The following is a 16,100-nucleotide window of genomic DNA, read 5'->3' on the forward strand; positions in this document are numbered from 1 at the left end:
GAAAAATACTTGATTACAAGCTGATTCCATACTTTTCCCCATCAAAGATCTTGATATCTTTATAGAACAGGTTGTATATCTCACCTGAATGAGCACTTATTTCATCTACATTCCAACTGTTCTCAGATTTATATCCGGGATTAGAATTTACTTTTAAATAAAATACCCATACAAGATCTATTGGCTTTCCTTTTTCATACTTCAAAGGAAGTTCGTCATCATACCACAAAGGCTCAATTTCATTTGAACCTCCATGAAAAGGCTTATATTCATAACTTTTAATTTGAGCAGGATATTTTTCATTAATGGTTGACTCAGAAAGTTCCTTAGCATACGCAAGTGAATAGTCAGGATTTGAAGATGAAAACTCATAATTAGCCAAATCAGGCCAATATTCATAAAAAATTACAACATTACCTGTGATAGAATCTACTTCCATTTGTATAGAGCTTTCAAAACATCTAACACCCCTGATAACTCTTGTGTACGTTAAGCCAATTCCGCAGGCAGTATCATTTCTTTGGGCATCAGTATAATATTCATAAACCGAGCTGTTAAGGTAACCTTCAAGGTAATTTTCAGAACTGTTAGAAACCAGAACTTTCAGGAAATCTGATGCAATTTCCTTTGCACCATCAAATGAGACATTTTTTTCAGCTTTTTTGTATTTTATAGCCGACACAATACCACAGTATGTAATATCGTAAGTCTCGGGATCAAATTCAATATCATATCTGCTGCCATCAACTGACATTACGTTATCATAACAAAGATAAATCTTACCAGGAACGATATCACTGGAAACATACTCAGGATTCTGAATTGTTTCAGAAATTATTTGTGGGAATAATGTTTTTATAAGTTCCATTGTTTTGTCTGGCAAAGTGAAATTTTGTGATAAATTCATATATTCAGCATGAGAGCCTTCGGGAGAATCATTTACCCGCTCCTGAGACACAAAAGTTTCATTACAGTTAACAGAATCATCAACACTAATATTATTCCCATTACCTGAAGAATTTACGCAACCAGAACATAAGATTAATTCAAGAATTGTAAATAAAAGAATCATAATAAGTCTTATTTTCATTTTAGTTATCCTCATGACATTCTAAAAAAAGGATAAGTTTTAACGTACTCTAAGTACGTAAACAGCACTATCAGATTCTTTAGGACCTGTCGCCGTGGTTTCGATCACATTTCTGTAAGTGCCTGAAGGATAGTTATAATATTTTCCACTTGCCTTAGCATAATGGGCAGGAATTGGTGAAGAGGGGTTATAACCTGTAACTTCATTAACAAATGAACCGTCACGTGTTAACGTTAAAGTTACAGTTATACTCGAATGACCATTATTCGAATCACCCCTCCCATCATAAGAAATATGATTCTTATATTGATCAATATGCCCAGATGCACTCAGATCTGCACTGGCAGGCCCAACGACCATGGCACCCGCAAGAAGCATTACTCCGAGAAAGATGCCAAGCTTTTTTGAATTGAATTTTTTCATATTTTCTTCTCCTTTCTCAATTTTTTGGTTTTTTTGATTGTTCTTTGCTTTTTTAGATTCTAATTTAAATCCGGCCTTTAATCCGGATTTTTAATTTTACTTTTTTGGTTTTATTCTTAAGATTCCGGTTTTCTAATCAGCAATCAATTTGCTTCTGCATTTATCCATCGTATTTTCATCAATTTAATCCGTGAATTTCAGATGAAATCCTACATTCTCTGCTCTTTCAGTTTTTGTGTCTTGCTATGTAGAAAGCCGTTTGAATTTCTGCATATTCATATTCTGCAACTGGTGAGCATGCATTTTAAAAGGGGCGGTTAAATCCGGATGATTTCACGCAGACTGCATAAACTTTAATTCCAAACTTAAGGTATTAAAGGTTCGCAGTTCTTTAAACCCCCCTTTCACGGGGTCTTTCAATGGAAAGGCTTTTCCACGGAAGGCAGAAGGAAAGGATGAAATCACAATCTGTTTACTTTGGCTTTTTTATGGAATTTCGTTCTTCTCTTCAGGCAGCAGGACAAAAATATCAGGTCTGTGACCCTTTATTTTTCTCTCCCGTTGTCCCCGGATATAATCTTTTGAGTATTCATATAAACCTTTTTTTGCACAACTCTCTACACGTTTTTGAATTGAAAGAAACATTTAACTGTTGTTATAGAATACACTGACAAAAAATATTTTTCAGGACCGTAAAAACACTCAATGCATCAAAATTTATTTAACAATATAACTTTGTTAAACCAGAAAAGAGACGGATTTTAACAGGGATATCAGTCTGCAAAAATATTCTGCAGCGTAAAGTATGCCTCATGCATAAAAGCAATAAAAGCAAAGATGCAGAAGTGCTATAAAAAAGCGCACCGGGATATAATCAGCAATTCGCACATTTTAACAATAAATTGACTGTTTTTCAAAATATATTATTAACATACCTGATTAGAGACTAATGATCCTTTGCGGTTGCAGCGGGTCTAAAAAAGAAATTAAGTAGTTCTATTTAATCAAAAAAAACGTGTAGAGGATTGTGGCGTAAGAGGTTTCTATAATCAGACAATATATTAAGTAATATGAATTATTATTCACGGATTATAGCAATTTCCATCCTGGCACTGCTTTTTCTGACATGCACAGCAAGTGCAGAGATAATCCAGGACAAGTCAGGGTACATCATAAGGACAGGTGACGACATTATCAAAAGTCCGGGCACAATGATTTCAATGGACAGCCTGGCATCTTCTTTGCACTCAATCAAAAACGGACAAACCAACTATTACAATGACTATGTCAGCTCCGGTAAAAATGAAATAACATATGAGCTGGAGTGGAAAGATTCCGAAAATGATTTAGGACTTTTAATTCGGACACCGTACACAAGTCTTGGGTTCTATCATGATTCATCAGACGGCAGAATAGACGGGAAAATAGTTATACAGATTTACAAGAATTCCGGGCTTGAAAAGGGTTTGTGGAGTAGTAAAGTAAAAGGTTTTTCAGTATCAGGAACAGAACATTACAACTGGAAAGTTACAATCGAATAAAAGTTTTATTATTTTAAATTTAATTATTTCTTATATGTCGATGAAGAGTTGCAAAATGAATTTTTTCCCGGTAAAAGTCAAAGTGCTTATCTTAATATACCTCTTGTGTATCACAATATTATTTTCCTGCCACACCTGTGCAGATGACAAAATAATACAGATAAGAAACGGATATATTGTAACATCGGCATATAATGAAAATCTTTCAGGAAGAGAGGTCAGCGACAGCAAAGAAGTAGACCTTTGGAATACATCGCCTCAGATGATTCTGAATACTTTAATATCTGAAAAAATTCCCTTTTTTGGCGATATAACCATTACTCTCTTAGAGATAGTTATAGCTTCAGGTTCAATATTACTTTTAGGATACAAAAGCATCAACAGAAAGAATATTTTTCAGAACAAGGCCCGCAAAGAGATTTTTGAGATTATAAAGAAAAATCCGGGCATTAGTTTTTCGGAAATCGTAAAGGCACTTTCTATCACCAAAACAAAGGCAAAATATCACATGGGAGTACTGGTCTCATACGGGGCTGTAAGACCGTTCTCCGAAAACGGTCATACAGGATATTTCAAAAACAACGACACATACACGATTTCCGAGATGAAAATGTCGCTTGTCCAAAAAAACGCAACAGACAAACAGATCCTTGAGGTTCTCGGGTCAAGACCGGGGATTACAAGAAAACAGCTTGCCGAAGCAATGGGCATAAAAGGGCCTTCCGTATCATGGCATATGAAAAGGCTCAGGGATTCAGGATACATTTATTCAGTAAAAACGGGAAGAAACACCAGATTTTATCTCAACAGGAGTCTCCCTGAACCAGGATATGAAGAAAAACTCATTAACTGCACTGAACCGTTGCAGACAGCAGCAGAAGAAGCAGGAGAAACAAAATGAAACGAATATTCACTAAAAAATTTATTATCTGCGGTATTCTTGCCGCACTTGTACTGGTAAGCGGAATAATCTGTCCTGTCGCAGGGTCATCGGATGACAGCAGCAGCACAGGGTCTACATCAGACATCCAAATCTCGTGCAGGTACCCCGGACAAATAGTTGACGCCGGGGAAAACGTAACCTTCAGCCTTACAATAAAGAATAACGGCGGGAATTCTAATTCAAGGAGACTTCGCGTCGACTCATTCAGAGGTGAAGAGAACTGGAAATTCAAATTTATGACCGGCGATCAGCAGATAGACAGACTTTCGCTTCCTGAAGGGGAGTCAGAAACTGTAAACCTTGAAGTGAAGACCGCCGGAGACACCCCTGTAGACACATACCAGATAAGGGTCAGCATGGATGACGGGAGCATCTGGCTCTATGTAATAATAGACAAGACGCACGCAGGGGAAAATGGTGTCCTGAAACTGGAAGTGGTAAACGAACAGGGCGAAGATATCAAAGGAGCAAAAGTCTCTGCCATCTGCAATGAAAACACGGCATTTGATACACAGGTCTTTTCGACATCGGACGGGCAGGTAAGAACCGAACTTGACCAGGGGACATACAGCCTGCTTGTCGAAAAGAACGGTTACCTCAACAGAACAATTGATGACGTAAATATCCAGAGCGGATACACTGAAGACCTGGAAAAAGTTATGCTTGAAAGGAAGAACTACGGTCTTGACATCGACGTCAAGACTCCGGTTGTGACGTCACCGATTGGGGATAAGCCACTATACGAGATTAAACTGATGAACGTAGGAAAAAGCGACGACACATTCACTCTTTCTTACAGCGACATGCCCGACGGGTGGTACGCAAGGTACAAGGAAAGCTCTGATGCAAACAGTGAAGTCTCCGAAGTCTTCATAAAGGCAGGAGACGAAAAAACGGTATACATGGAGGTAATACCACCGTACTCGGTCACAAAAGGAAGCTACGAGTTCAACTCTGATATAATCTCATCTGACAAAACCGAATACAAAACTGACCTTAAAGCGACAATCAAGGGAAGCGCCGACCTTGAGGTATTCTCCGAAAAGTACCTGTATGAGATCACCAAAGGCGATACAGTCAATATACCGATAAAAATACTGAACAACGGCAACGGCGTTGCACTGACAAACGTAATAACCAATGTCACAACGCCCGAAGGCTGGAAAGTCACAATATCACCTGAAACTATTCCTGCAATAGAGCCCGGCAGTAAGGACACGGTAACTCTCAAGGTAGTCCCACCGTCAAACATCGCGGCATCGGAATACAAGATAACCGTAAAAATAACGTCTGACCAGAATGAAGTCTCGGACAGCATCAGGGTCACAGTCAAGGAGAACTCAATGATAGGAGTATTCGGGATAATTATGATTCTGATTGTTGCAGGGGGAGTATATTATATGTACAGGAAGTACGAAAGAAGATAAAAAACTAAAACCGGCAATATATTACTTTTTTTTAGAGGAACGCCAAAAAATTAGAAAAAAAATCCGGAATTTTTTCCTTTTTATTCAGGATTACAAAGCCTTCCAATGAAGAGAATACTGCCGGTCTCATCGTCCTGTATCACGAATATAAACGGGTGGTCTGCATCAAAGACAGGTACAGTATTCTCAACAAATTTTTCGTTAACTACTGCGGCAGTTGCCGCAGCAGCCTCTGTCCCTTCCTCGTTTACGTCAATATACGCCTTGTGGACAGCATCACTTACAAAAAGGTATTTACTGCCGTCCATACCCGACAGGTCCGCACCTGAAGTGAACGCATCGGTAATACCCATTTTTTTAAGAGTCTGTGGAAGAGAATACTCAGTTTCAAGCTTAAATTTGGGGAAAAATACCTTTACCTGCTGTTCTTCAATCAAGCCTGCGATATTTTCCAGTGAACCTGAATTAAGTACATCCTCAGCTGCCCCGAGTGAATTATTCTTCGGTAAAAGGACAAGCATTGAAAGGTTTTTGCCGTTTTCTCCCGAATAAGGCATCTTCAGGACCTGCAATGAATCAGTCTCGTTATAGCCGAATATCGCATTTTCATCAGTTCTTTTCATCATGTCAACGGAAACGGTCTTTCCGGATGCAGTCGTAAAGTCTGATTTCAAGGTTTCGTTTTTGTCGAACTGTTTTACCCATTCACCCTTGAAATATATCGCATTCGTGATTACAAGCATCGTTGACGGGTCTATCATACCTTCAGGTATAAGATCGGTAATTTTTCCGTTCGTTTTTCCGGAAGTCCAGTCGTTTATCTCTGTCCTGGACTCTTCAGGCCGGTTTACGAAGTCAAGGTTTGTAGTGTTCGCGGAATAGTAATCTTCTGCAGTATTTATGTAGCTTTCAAGGAAAGGATAGGTCTTTTCCGCCCAAAGAGCATTTGCCGTGCTCAAATCATACCCTTCATTTCCTGAATTAAGTGCAGAGTTCATCTCTTTGTAGCCTTCTCTTAAAGTGGCAGTGTTTTCGGGGAAGTAAAAGGCGGAAGAGATCTGGCTGGCGGTATCACCTTTTGCGCCTTCATAGACAAGGGCAAAGACCGAGGATATCGAATACGGCGAGAAGAAAAGGTTCGTATCGACTGAATTCTCACCCGAAAGCGTCCTGTAAAGAGAGAGAGCAAAATTATTGTTCGCACTCAAAACCGCTTTTACCGGTTCATCAGCGGATACAGGATTCTGTGTTTCCCCGGGCGTCTGTGTAACGCCTGCACCGGTAGCGTTGTCCGCAGGTGTCTGCGAAGACGTACACCCCGCAAAAATCACACAGAGGATAACAAGAATTCCCATAACAGGAATTAAACGGATTTTTCTGATCATGACTAAACCATAGGTGAAGACAATATTAAATACAGGCGTTGACTTCGAAAATTATTGCAGCTATAACGAAAAAACAAAATCATATCACAAATCTTTGACTAAAACATTCAAAAAAACAGTCTTTTATCATTACACCCGCATCTGTCCAGGACAGGATTCTTTAAGTCTTAGCCATCATGCATTTAAAAAAATAAAAAAAAGAAATTTTTCCTGGGAAAAATGTCTCACTATCTTATTCCGGGTTACATAACCTTCCTATGAAGAGAATATTGCCTGTGTCGTCGTCCTGTATCACGAATATAAACGGATGGTCAGCAATAAATACCGGTACAGGATTCTCGTTCATGACGGCAGTCAGTGAAACCGTGGCTCCTGTTGCCGCAGCAGCCTCGGTCCCCTCCTCGTTCACATCAACATAGGCCTTGTGTACGACACCGCTTATGAAGAGGTCTTTTTTTCCGTCCATTCCTGAGAGGTCAGCACCTGAAGTGAACGCATCGGTAATACCCATTTTTTTAAGAGTCTGTGGAAGAGAATACTCAGTTTCAAGCTTAAACTTAGGGAAACCGACAATTACCCGCTGCTCCTTAAGAGACGAGGTGATATTTTCAAGCCGGCCGGAACTGAGGACATCTTCGGCCGTCTTAAGAGAACCATCTTTCGGGAGAAGGACAAGCATTGAAAGGTTTTCACCGTTGTCGCCTGAATAAGGCATGTCCAGGACCTGCAGCGAATCGGTCTCGTTATAGCCGAATATCGCACCATCATCCGTTCTCTTCATCATGTCAACGGAAACGGTCTTTCCGGATGCAGTCGTAAAGTCGGATTTCGTGGTTTCGTTTTTATCGAACTGCTTTACCCATTCACCCTTGAAATATATCGCATTCGTGATTACAAGCATCGTTGACGAGTCTATCATACCTTCAGGTATAAGATCGGTAATTTTTCCGTTCGTTTTTCCGGAAGTCCAGTCGTTTATCTCTGTCCTGGACTCTTCAGGCCGGTTTACGAAGTCAAGGTTTGTAGTGTTCGCGGAATAGTAATCTTCTGCAGTATTTATATAGCTTTCAAGGAAAGGATAGGTCTTTTCCGCCCAAAGGGCATTTGCCGTGCTCAAATCATACCCTTCATTTCCTGAATTAAGTGCAGAGTTCATCTCTTTGTAGCCTTCTCTTAAAGTGGCAGTGTTTTCGGGGAAGTAAAAGGCGGAAGAGATCTGGCTGGCGGTGTCACCTTTTGCGCCTTCATAGACAAGTGCGAAGACTGAGGATATCGAATACGGCGAAAAGAAAAGGTTCGTATCGACTGAATTTTCACCCGAAAGCGTCCTGTAAAGGGAGAAAGCAAAGTTGTTGTTCGCACTCAAAACCGCTTTTACCGGGTCCTCCGCGGATACAGGATTCTGCGTTCCCCCGGGCGTCTGCGTAACGCCTGCACCGGTAGCGTTGTCCGCAGGTGTCTGCGAAGACGTACACCCAGCGAAAATCGCACAGAGGATAACAAGAATTCCCATAACAGGAATTAGCATAACCTTTTTGATCATGTTTTCTGATATATGATCCGGGAAATATTAAATACAAGCGTTGACTTCGAAAAAATCTGCAATTATCAGCAGGTCTTAAAAAATAGTAATTACGGGATAATTTTGCCCTGAAAAATTAAACCTCCCGGAAGGTATTTTTAAAATCTGGCGCTTAAAGCGATAATTATTTTGTCTCTTTTACAGTTTACAGAAAAATTTCCGGATAAAACAGTAAATTTCATCAGAAAAAGCCGTCCGCTCTGTCCTTTCTTGCCGCATTCGCATTAATTCCCGAATAAAGCCACTTTTTACCTTTTTCCGTAAGACTGTATATTATCCATGTCCCTTTCTGCTCGCCTGATATAAGCCCGCTTTTCTTCAGAATCGACAGGTGATACGAAAGCTTTGAATCTGCGATGCCAAGAACAGTCTTTATTACACAGACGCACAGCGGCTGGACGTTAAGCATAAACAAAATCTTCACCCTGTTGCTGTCCGCAAGTGCACGGTAAACCGCTGCCAGTGCTTCAGTTTCGGAATCAGGTGGCAGTCTACCGGTTAAGCCGCCGATTCCGCCACACCCGTACAAAGACTGCTCAACACCTTCAGGAAGAAAATCGGCCGGAAAAGAAGTATTTTTTTTATTCATTAGCTACCTCCCGCACTTATTAAAAGATCTAATTTTCATGGTCTTATAAGCCCTGTAGATACTATCGTTAATTTATGTCCTGAAACATTTTATGCTTCACAATGTATTAAATGACAGTATTTTTACAGGGGGTAATTTCAAAAAAAGCTGAAACAGAAAATCATATATATTTTCACGCCGCATCCATTTCAAGAAAATTTGAATTGTCATTGCAGATTTTCTGATTTGCCAAAAACGAACAAAACAGTAAATTACAAGATGAAGGGTTAAACAATGATTGAACTTTTGACAGGCTCGCTGATAACAGGTTTTGATACCCTTATCAGTTATCTCTCCGAACACGTCCTGACCTGCCTTATACCGGCCTTTTTCATTGCAGGAGCAATATCCGCATTCGTCAAAAAAGAGGCCATACTGAAATACTTCAGCCCCGACGCAAAAAAAAGCGTTGCATACGGCCTTGCGTCTGTATCCGGGGCTGTCCTTGCCGTATGCTCGTGCACTATACTGCCGATGTTTGCAGGTCTTTTCAAACGCGGAAGTGGTATAGGCCCTGCAACGACTTTCCTTTACGCAGGACCGGCGATAAACATTCTTGCAATTGTTTATACCGCAAAAGTCCTCGGATTCGATATCGGCCTTGCAAGAGCGGTTTTTGCAATCGTCATGGCAATCGTTATCGGGCTTATAATGGCGCTTCTGTTCAGGTCGCATGACAGCGAGACAAAGAAAAAAATGGCCGCAATGCCTCAGGCACCTGCAAAAAAAACGCAGGACAGGCCGAAATGGGTTACACCTCTCTTCTTTGCCCTTCTCGTAGGAATACTGATTGCAGGAACTGCACAGGCGGACTGGATCATTAAATTTCCGGTGATATACTTCCTGACACTTGCAACGGCATTTGTGCTCATATACTACTTCGAACGCGATGAAGTGACGGAATGGGGACTTGAGACCTGGGACCTTACAAAAAAGATCTTTCCCATATTAATAGTCGGGACGTTTGCACTCGGCATGATCTCGTTCTTCCTTCCCCCTGAAACGTTCAGCCCCTTCTTCGGGTCCGACACATTCGGTTCGGCACTCCTTGCATCATTTGTGGGGACGATACTTTACATGCCGACACTTCTTGAAGTCCCGCTTATCGGGACGACATTCGGCTACTCGTCGGGAATTATGGCAGGAGGCCCTGCACTCGCACTTCTCCTGTCAGGCCCAAGCGTAAGTCTCCCCTCACTTCTTGTCATATCAAAAGTCATGGGTGCAAAAAAAACGCTTGTCTATGCAGGACTTGTAATTGCCTTCTCTGCAGCAGGCGGTTACCTTTACGGAATTATAATCGGGTAAGAAATATGGGAGAAATGGGCATATACGACAGAATACCCTGCTGCGCCGCCGAAGCGGCGCAAAGGATTAAAAGAATCAACATAAACGGGATACCCACAGGCATTTCGATGTTTGAGGTGATATGCCTAAAAGTCAGGGAAAAAAACATCTCCGGGGAAGAAAAGACGGCCGATGAACTGATGAAAGAGGTAAAAATCTATAACTACGTCCCGGCCGGGGCATATGAAAACTACCGCAGCGCTATATTGAAAGAGTATAAAAACGGAAAGTGAAAGAAATGAAGATTGAAGTACTTGGAACAGGATGCGTCAAATGCAAAAGACTTATGAAAAACGTTGAAAAGGCCGTTGTCGAAACAGGGTCGAAAGCAGAGGTCGTAAAGGTTGAAGACATAACGGAAATCATGGAAAGGGGAGTTATGCTCACCCCGGCACTTGTCATAGACGGTGAGATTAAGGTCTCCGGGCGTGTCGCGGATGTTGCCGAAATAAAAGAGCTGATATCATAAAGGTGACTGAAATGACTGAAAATAAGACTCCCAGGTGTTCGTGCGGAGACAGCTCCGATACAAACAAAATTATTTTCCCGTGCTCAGGTCATGCAAACACCGGGCAGGTTACAAACCTTGCTGCAATACAGCTCACAGAAGAAGGGTTCGGAAGCGCCGCATGCATTGCACTCCTTGCATCGGGTGCAAAAGACATAATAAAAAGTGCAAAGGATGCTGATGAAATTGTAATTCTTGACGGGTGCCCGATGCAGTGTGCAAAAAAAATTGCCGAATCAAAGAATATCCCCGTATCCAGACACCTTGTGGTGACTGAACTTGGCCAAAAAAAGGGAAAACCCAAAGATTTCACTGACGACGACGTTGAAACCGTAGTATCGGCACTCTGGGAAGGAAAAGGAAAGACAGGAAAATAAAAATATTCAGGGGTTAATTTTCAGGTAACAAAAAATCAGTTTTTTTATCCAACTGCTTTGCGGACCGCTCTCCGGGCAAAATGACCCAAATAAACAAAAGCGCATGAATATACCCGGAATAATCCTTTTTTTGCAGGCTTAAAAGATCAATGGGCCTGACAATGTGATTTTGCGAGAAACCATTATATATTGTAACATAGAAATTATCTTCCAGCCTGTCTTTGGCAGGTAGAACGGTGCACTGTTCACAGAAGAGAAGAACTTTCGTTATTTAAGGAAAAATCGCGGAAAAGCAAAGGTTTTCCCCGGAAAATTATCTTTGTACATCTCTTCAGTAAAGAAGAAAAAAAAGAAAAAAATTCAGGATGTATTAATTCCCACATCATCACAACGAGAAAGAATCTCTGTAGTAATGAATGCCGGATTTAATATAGATGTCTTAGCTTGAAAAAAGAAGAGGACAGCCTGAAAAAAACAGAAAACGGCGGTGATCTCATATAAAAAGAGAAGAGTTAAACGAAAAGATTCTTGATTCAATGAGAGCCAAAAACCTTACCTTTGAAGAGGTTGCAAATGCTGTCGGCAGACACAAGGTATGGACAGCGGCGGCTCTTTTCGGCCAGGCCGGTATGAGTGAAGAAGAAGCCGAAAAGACAGTTAAGATACTTGATCTTGAACCGGAATGCACCAGAATTCTTACCGGATGCCCATTAAAAGGATCAGACAAAGTTGTCCCTACAGACCCTCTGATTTACAGGTTCTACGAGATAATGACGGTCTACGGCGTCCCTATGAAAGCCATAATTCATGAGATGTTCGGCGACGGCATAATGAGCGCAATAGACTTTCAGATAGACATAAGAAAAAAGGAAGACCCGAAAGGTGATCGCGTAATAGTAGAATTCAACGGAAAATTTCTCCCGTACAGGAAATGGTAAAAAACGACAATACAACAGATGCCATAATTTAGTAGCCAATTAATTACCTAACTTATTTTTTTCGGCAGATTTATGAAAGCAAAATTTTCATTTCTGCCTTCTTCATTGCAAGGCCTGTTGCAGATGCATTTTTTCTTTTTCAGCAAAACAAAAAAAGCCAGACAATTCATCAATTTAGATATCCCTGCAACTCGCAGAAAAACAAAATCTCTGGTGATAAAAGTATATCATATACAAAATTTAAACAACAATGTATATATATGTCCAGAGAAAACAAAAGCTACGTTCACGGGTATTCGGATAACGAAGCCAAAAGACTGTCAGTACAGGCCAAAACTCTTAATAAAATTCTTTACGGGGATATAACTTATCCTCCGGGTTCCCTTGTTCTTGAAGCCGGGTGCGGGACAATGACCGTCATTGAAGGTGATCACGGGTCGGCATTCTTCTTCCCTGACAGCGGTTTCGCAAAAAAGGACATAGAATGTCTGGTTGCCCTGCAGAAAAAGGCAGGTGGAGACGCTCTTATAGGAAGAAAGCTTTATCCGGTCCTGAGAGAGGCCGGACTTTCAGACGTCCACGTCTCTCCGAGAATAATATATGCCGATTCGTCATACCCTGAGCTAGTGGAAGGGTTTACGAAAAAGACATTCACGGCAATGGTTGAAGGAGTCGAGGAAAAAGCAATTTCCTCTGGAATCATCACAAAATACGAATGGGACAGGGGAATATCTGATTTATACAAAACAGCAGGGGAAAACGGTACGTTCTGCTATACATTCTTCGAAGCGACAGGCAAAAGACCTGATTCATGAGTCCTAAAATCACGGTGCTGAAAGAACAGTTAATTCATCCGTATTTTAATCAGAAAACAAGTCCCAAAATACCTGAAAAATAGAGATTAAATGTATTTCTTCGGTTTTAAGGGTTTTAACCGGCATCCTTCATTTCTTTTTGAATATTTCCCTTGCAGCGGCAATCCTCTCTTCAAAGTCAGGCCCTTCCATTTCTTTTACAACTGACTCAAGAACTGCCGGGATATCGATATGCTGCGGGCATTTCCCGACACACTCGCCGCACTGAATGCACAGGGACGCATACTCAGGCTCTCCCACGGAAAGAACCCCCCCCTGTTGCGCAGCATAAACAAACTTTGCATTTTCAGGGTCACCGGTGAGGGATATATTGTTATACTGCTCAAAACAGCCCGGAATATTCACGCCGGAAGGGCAGGGCATGCAGTAATGGCAGCCTGTACAGCCCACTTTCATCAGTTCCCGGTATTTGCCCTCAACTTCTTTTATAATATCAAGTTCGGCTCCGGAAAGCGAATCAGGGTATCCCTCATCTGCAACCAAAAGGTTTTCCCTGACCTCCTCTTCATCACCCATACCTGACAAAACTACAGTGACCTCAGGGTGGTTCCATACCCAGCGAAGGGCCCACTCTGCAGGAGTCCTTTTCACAGGGGCTTCGTCCCAGATTTCCTTTACAACCTCAGGCACGGTTTTCGTCAGGTTTCCTCCGCGTAGAGGCTCCATCACGATTACAGCAAGACCTTTTGAGGCAGCATATTCCAACCCTTTAGTTCCGGCCTGGTTTTTTTCATCGAGATAGTTGTACTGAATCTGGCAAAAGTCCCATTCATAGGCATCTACGATACGTCTGAAGTCCCCGGAAGCACCGTGAAAGGAAAAGCCTGCATTTACAATCCGTCCATCAGCCTTTGCCCTGTCAAGAAAATCAGCCACGCCCAGGTTTTTAACTTTGTCCCACAGGTCTCCGACAAGGGCATGGACAAGATAATAGTCAATATGACTGGTATTGAGTTTTTTAAGCTGGGCGTCCAGGAACCTGTCCATATCCTCCCTCTCTTCAATAAGCCACGAGGGAAGCTTCGTTGCAAGTTTTACCTTTTCACGGTACCCGTCTGCAAGGGCACGGCCTAAGAAAGGCTCGCTTCCGCCGTTGTGGTAAGGCCAGGCAGTATCAACGTAGTTTACTCCGTTGTCTATTGCATACCTCACCTGCCTTTTTGCCCTTTCTTCATCAATTGTGCCGTCCTCTTTCACCGGAAGACGCATGCACCCGAACCCGAGTATCGAGAGTTCGTCTCCGTTTTTAGGAACTTTTCTGTATAACATTTCAGAATCACCTTCTTTATCGTTTCATAAATATTCCTGCACTTTCTGATGCCATAACACTGAATCAGATTTTGTTTTTCAGCCGTATTTAAGCAGCAGGTCACTGTAATCACCTTTTTTACCGGCCGCACCAGGCTTAGAATCATTAAATACCCGCCAACTGAAAACCAGTACCACTGTTTTCCTTTTCTATCTTAGTATCTGTTTGTACAATATAACTTATTCAGTGAATACAAACAAAGATGTTTTATACTAACATTAATGATACAGTAAATTTTGTGATTTTACCGGAAAATGACTGAAAAGAACAATTCAGGCAAAAAATAGGTTTTTTGAGGTCATCTCTTTTTCAATGAAAAAACAGCACTGAGAACTTTTTGGTATGACTCACCTGAAAGGCAGTGCTCCATGATGCAGGCATCCCGGCATGCTATAACCGGCTCTAATCCCATAAATTCAAGCAGATGACAGAGCACTATCCGCGACTGCTCCACCTGTCCGGCAAAGCGTTCTCCCTCACTGGTCAGAGTAACGCCGCAGTAAGGTTTGTAGTTTACAAGTCCTGCGTCAGAAAGGCATTTAATCCCGTTAGTTACGGCAGCAGGAGTCAAATCCAGCGCCGCTTCAACATCACGCGGCTTTACGCGATCATTTCCGCCTGAAACCCTGCGAATTGCTTCAAGGAGGTCTTTATTTTTCAGTGTAACTTTTTTTTCAGCCATATTCATAAACCGGTAAGACACATAGGGGGGGCTTAAAATCCAGCATTTTGTATGGACCACGGCCGTACAGCCTTATTTAAACTGCCTTTAAACAGGTTCAAAACCAAAACGGGATGAATTTTAGAAAAGAGGAGGAAAGGCCCATGCCTCTTCAAATCCTATCCTGCACGGAATGACTTTACTGCTCAACACCTGTAGAATGAAGTTTTTTCTGAATTCTGCCTAACTTCTGCTCGATATTGTCAAGCATTTTTTCGTACTGCTCAATTTTTTCGCACGGCAAATCTTCAATGTATGAAAGATTACTGTCCATATCTCTAAGTATGGCATCAACTGATCCCGGTTTTTCAAACTCACCTGTACCAAACATGCTTATCTCCTCAGACCCTTCCTCTGTCAGCTCATATCTTCCGTCTTCTTTCTTTATAATCAGTTTATCTTCAACAGCCTTACCCAGGAGCGGATAAATGGAGCCCGGTGACGGTCTCCAGTGACCATGAGTCATAAGGTCAATAGCGTCCATAAGTTCGGCCCCGTTTTTCGGTCCTTCATTTAACAAACGCAGGACTATGATTTTTAACCCGCCGTATCCACGGAAAAAACCTATACGGTTGAATTTTCTCATAAATGCTCTCATTTCAGCACGATTGTCATTCATTAGCATCCCTTTCGCATCAGTTATTTGCCGACATCGTTTAACTGATATCGGTTTACCGATATCGACAATACGATATTGGGAGAGAATTTATAAAAAGTTTTCTACCCGGTAAACTGATAAAAGGAAAAAATTCCTGAAAAAACGGACAAAATAATATTGCATTATATATTTTTTCCTCCGGAAGAATAAGTATGTATAAAAGAATTATACCTGATATAACCTGTAGCCACAAGTTTTTCAAAGGTTTCATGAAGAGAACACACACACAAAAGCGGTATTTTCTGTTTCACCTCCATAAAACATCAAATGCACGAAAAAAGAGCTGTTCTTTAACCTGCTCCAAATAATGAATAAAAATGACAGCTTTAACAATCACTGTACTTTCCG

At 41.4% G+C, this 16,100-nt stretch carries 17 protein-coding genes; 9 read left to right on the forward strand and 8 right to left on the reverse strand.

Features of this window, described 5'->3' with window-relative positions:
• Positions 1–13: 13 nt before the first annotated feature.
• Both J2128_RS09410 and J2128_RS09415 read right to left on the reverse strand, forming a co-directional pair.
• Complete coding sequence (locus tag J2128_RS09410) at positions 14–1,090, reverse strand: hypothetical protein (RefSeq protein WP_209690934.1); 1,077 nt, start codon at positions 1,088–1,090, stop codon at positions 14–16.
• A gap of 39 nt (positions 1,091–1,129) precedes the next feature.
• Entirely contained in the window at positions 1,130–1,513 is a 384-nt protein-coding gene (locus J2128_RS09415) for a hypothetical protein (protein ID WP_209690936.1), read from the reverse strand.
• Between the two features lie 1,070 nt (positions 1,514–2,583).
• Between J2128_RS09415 and J2128_RS09420 the strand changes: the two genes are divergently transcribed.
• From J2128_RS09420 to J2128_RS09430, 3 genes are read left to right on the forward strand one after another with little or no spacing between them, the layout of a single operon-like run.
• Complete coding sequence (locus J2128_RS09420; protein WP_209690938.1) at positions 2,584–3,054, forward strand: peptidase domain-containing protein; 471 nt, start codon at positions 2,584–2,586, stop codon at positions 3,052–3,054.
• A gap of 55 nt (positions 3,055–3,109) precedes the next feature.
• Positions 3,110–3,955: a winged helix-turn-helix transcriptional regulator gene (locus J2128_RS09425; RefSeq protein ID WP_209690940.1), complete on the forward strand. Its 846-nt coding sequence runs from the start codon at positions 3,110–3,112 to the stop codon at positions 3,953–3,955.
• Positions 3,952–5,424: an NEW3 domain-containing protein gene (locus J2128_RS09430; protein WP_209690942.1), complete on the forward strand. Its 1,473-nt coding sequence runs from the start codon at positions 3,952–3,954 to the stop codon at positions 5,422–5,424. Before J2128_RS09425 ends, J2128_RS09430 begins: the two co-directional genes overlap by 4 nt.
• A gap of 80 nt (positions 5,425–5,504) precedes the next feature.
• Here J2128_RS09430 and J2128_RS09435 read toward each other — a convergent pair whose 3' ends face one another.
• From J2128_RS09435 to J2128_RS09445, 3 genes are all read right to left on the reverse strand, one after another.
• Positions 5,505–6,779, reverse strand: coding sequence for a serpin family protein (locus tag J2128_RS09435; RefSeq protein WP_245323592.1), 1,275 nt, complete (start codon positions 6,777–6,779; stop codon positions 5,505–5,507).
• A gap of 262 nt (positions 6,780–7,041) precedes the next feature.
• Positions 7,042–8,352 (reverse strand): serpin family protein, encoded by a 1,311-nt coding sequence (locus J2128_RS09440; protein WP_209690945.1) that lies wholly within the window; start codon positions 8,350–8,352, stop codon positions 7,042–7,044.
• 220 nt (positions 8,353–8,572) lie between these two features.
• Complete coding sequence (locus J2128_RS09445) at positions 8,573–8,980, reverse strand: helix-turn-helix transcriptional regulator (RefSeq protein ID WP_209690947.1); 408 nt, start codon at positions 8,978–8,980, stop codon at positions 8,573–8,575.
• A 273-nt stretch (positions 8,981–9,253) separates the two neighbouring features.
• On the opposite strand from J2128_RS09445, the gene J2128_RS09450 reads away from it, so the two are divergent.
• The 6 genes from J2128_RS09450 to J2128_RS09475 all read left to right on the forward strand — a co-directional run bounded on the left by J2128_RS09450 (position 9,254) and on the right by J2128_RS09475 (position 13,004).
• Positions 9,254–10,327: a permease gene (locus J2128_RS09450; protein ID WP_209690948.1), complete on the forward strand. Its 1,074-nt coding sequence runs from the start codon at positions 9,254–9,256 to the stop codon at positions 10,325–10,327.
• A gap of 5 nt (positions 10,328–10,332) precedes the next feature.
• Complete coding sequence (locus J2128_RS09455; protein ID WP_245323593.1) at positions 10,333–10,599, forward strand: hypothetical protein; 267 nt, start codon at positions 10,333–10,335, stop codon at positions 10,597–10,599.
• A 5-nt stretch (positions 10,600–10,604) separates the two neighbouring features.
• A complete protein-coding gene (locus tag J2128_RS09460; protein ID WP_209690950.1) occupies positions 10,605–10,835 on the forward strand; it encodes a thioredoxin family protein in 231 nt (76 codons plus the stop codon).
• Between the two features lie 11 nt (positions 10,836–10,846).
• Positions 10,847–11,251 (forward strand): putative zinc-binding protein, encoded by a 405-nt coding sequence (locus tag J2128_RS09465; RefSeq protein ID WP_209690952.1) that lies wholly within the window; start codon positions 10,847–10,849, stop codon positions 11,249–11,251.
• Between the two features lie 497 nt (positions 11,252–11,748).
• Positions 11,749–12,189 carry a cyanase gene (gene cynS / locus J2128_RS09470; RefSeq protein WP_348632404.1) on the forward strand — a complete coding sequence of 147 codons (441 nt, stop codon included), beginning with the start codon at positions 11,749–11,751 and terminating at the stop codon, positions 12,187–12,189.
• A gap of 260 nt (positions 12,190–12,449) precedes the next feature.
• Positions 12,450–13,004, forward strand: coding sequence for a hypothetical protein (locus J2128_RS09475; RefSeq protein WP_209690955.1), 555 nt, complete (start codon positions 12,450–12,452; stop codon positions 13,002–13,004).
• Between the two features lie 129 nt (positions 13,005–13,133).
• On the opposite strand, the gene J2128_RS09480 is transcribed toward J2128_RS09475, so the two are convergent.
• The 3 genes from J2128_RS09480 to J2128_RS09490 form a co-directional block, all read right to left on the reverse strand.
• The gene (locus J2128_RS09480) at positions 13,134–14,333 is read right to left on the reverse strand and encodes an aldo/keto reductase (RefSeq protein ID WP_209690956.1); all 1,200 of its coding nucleotides are present in this window, start codon (positions 14,331–14,333) and stop codon (positions 13,134–13,136) included.
• A gap of 338 nt (positions 14,334–14,671) precedes the next feature.
• Positions 14,672–15,055, reverse strand: coding sequence for a metal-dependent transcriptional regulator (locus J2128_RS09485; protein ID WP_209690963.1), 384 nt, complete (start codon positions 15,053–15,055; stop codon positions 14,672–14,674).
• Positions 15,056–15,233: 178 nt separating this feature from the next.
• Positions 15,234–15,713 carry a PadR family transcriptional regulator gene (locus J2128_RS09490; RefSeq protein ID WP_209690965.1) on the reverse strand — a complete coding sequence of 160 codons (480 nt, stop codon included), beginning with the start codon at positions 15,711–15,713 and terminating at the stop codon, positions 15,234–15,236.
• Positions 15,714–16,100 lie beyond the last annotated feature (387 nt).

The organism is Methanomicrobium sp. W14 (assembly GCF_017875315.1).
Lineage (GTDB): Archaea > Halobacteriota > Methanomicrobia > Methanomicrobiales > Methanomicrobiaceae > Methanomicrobium.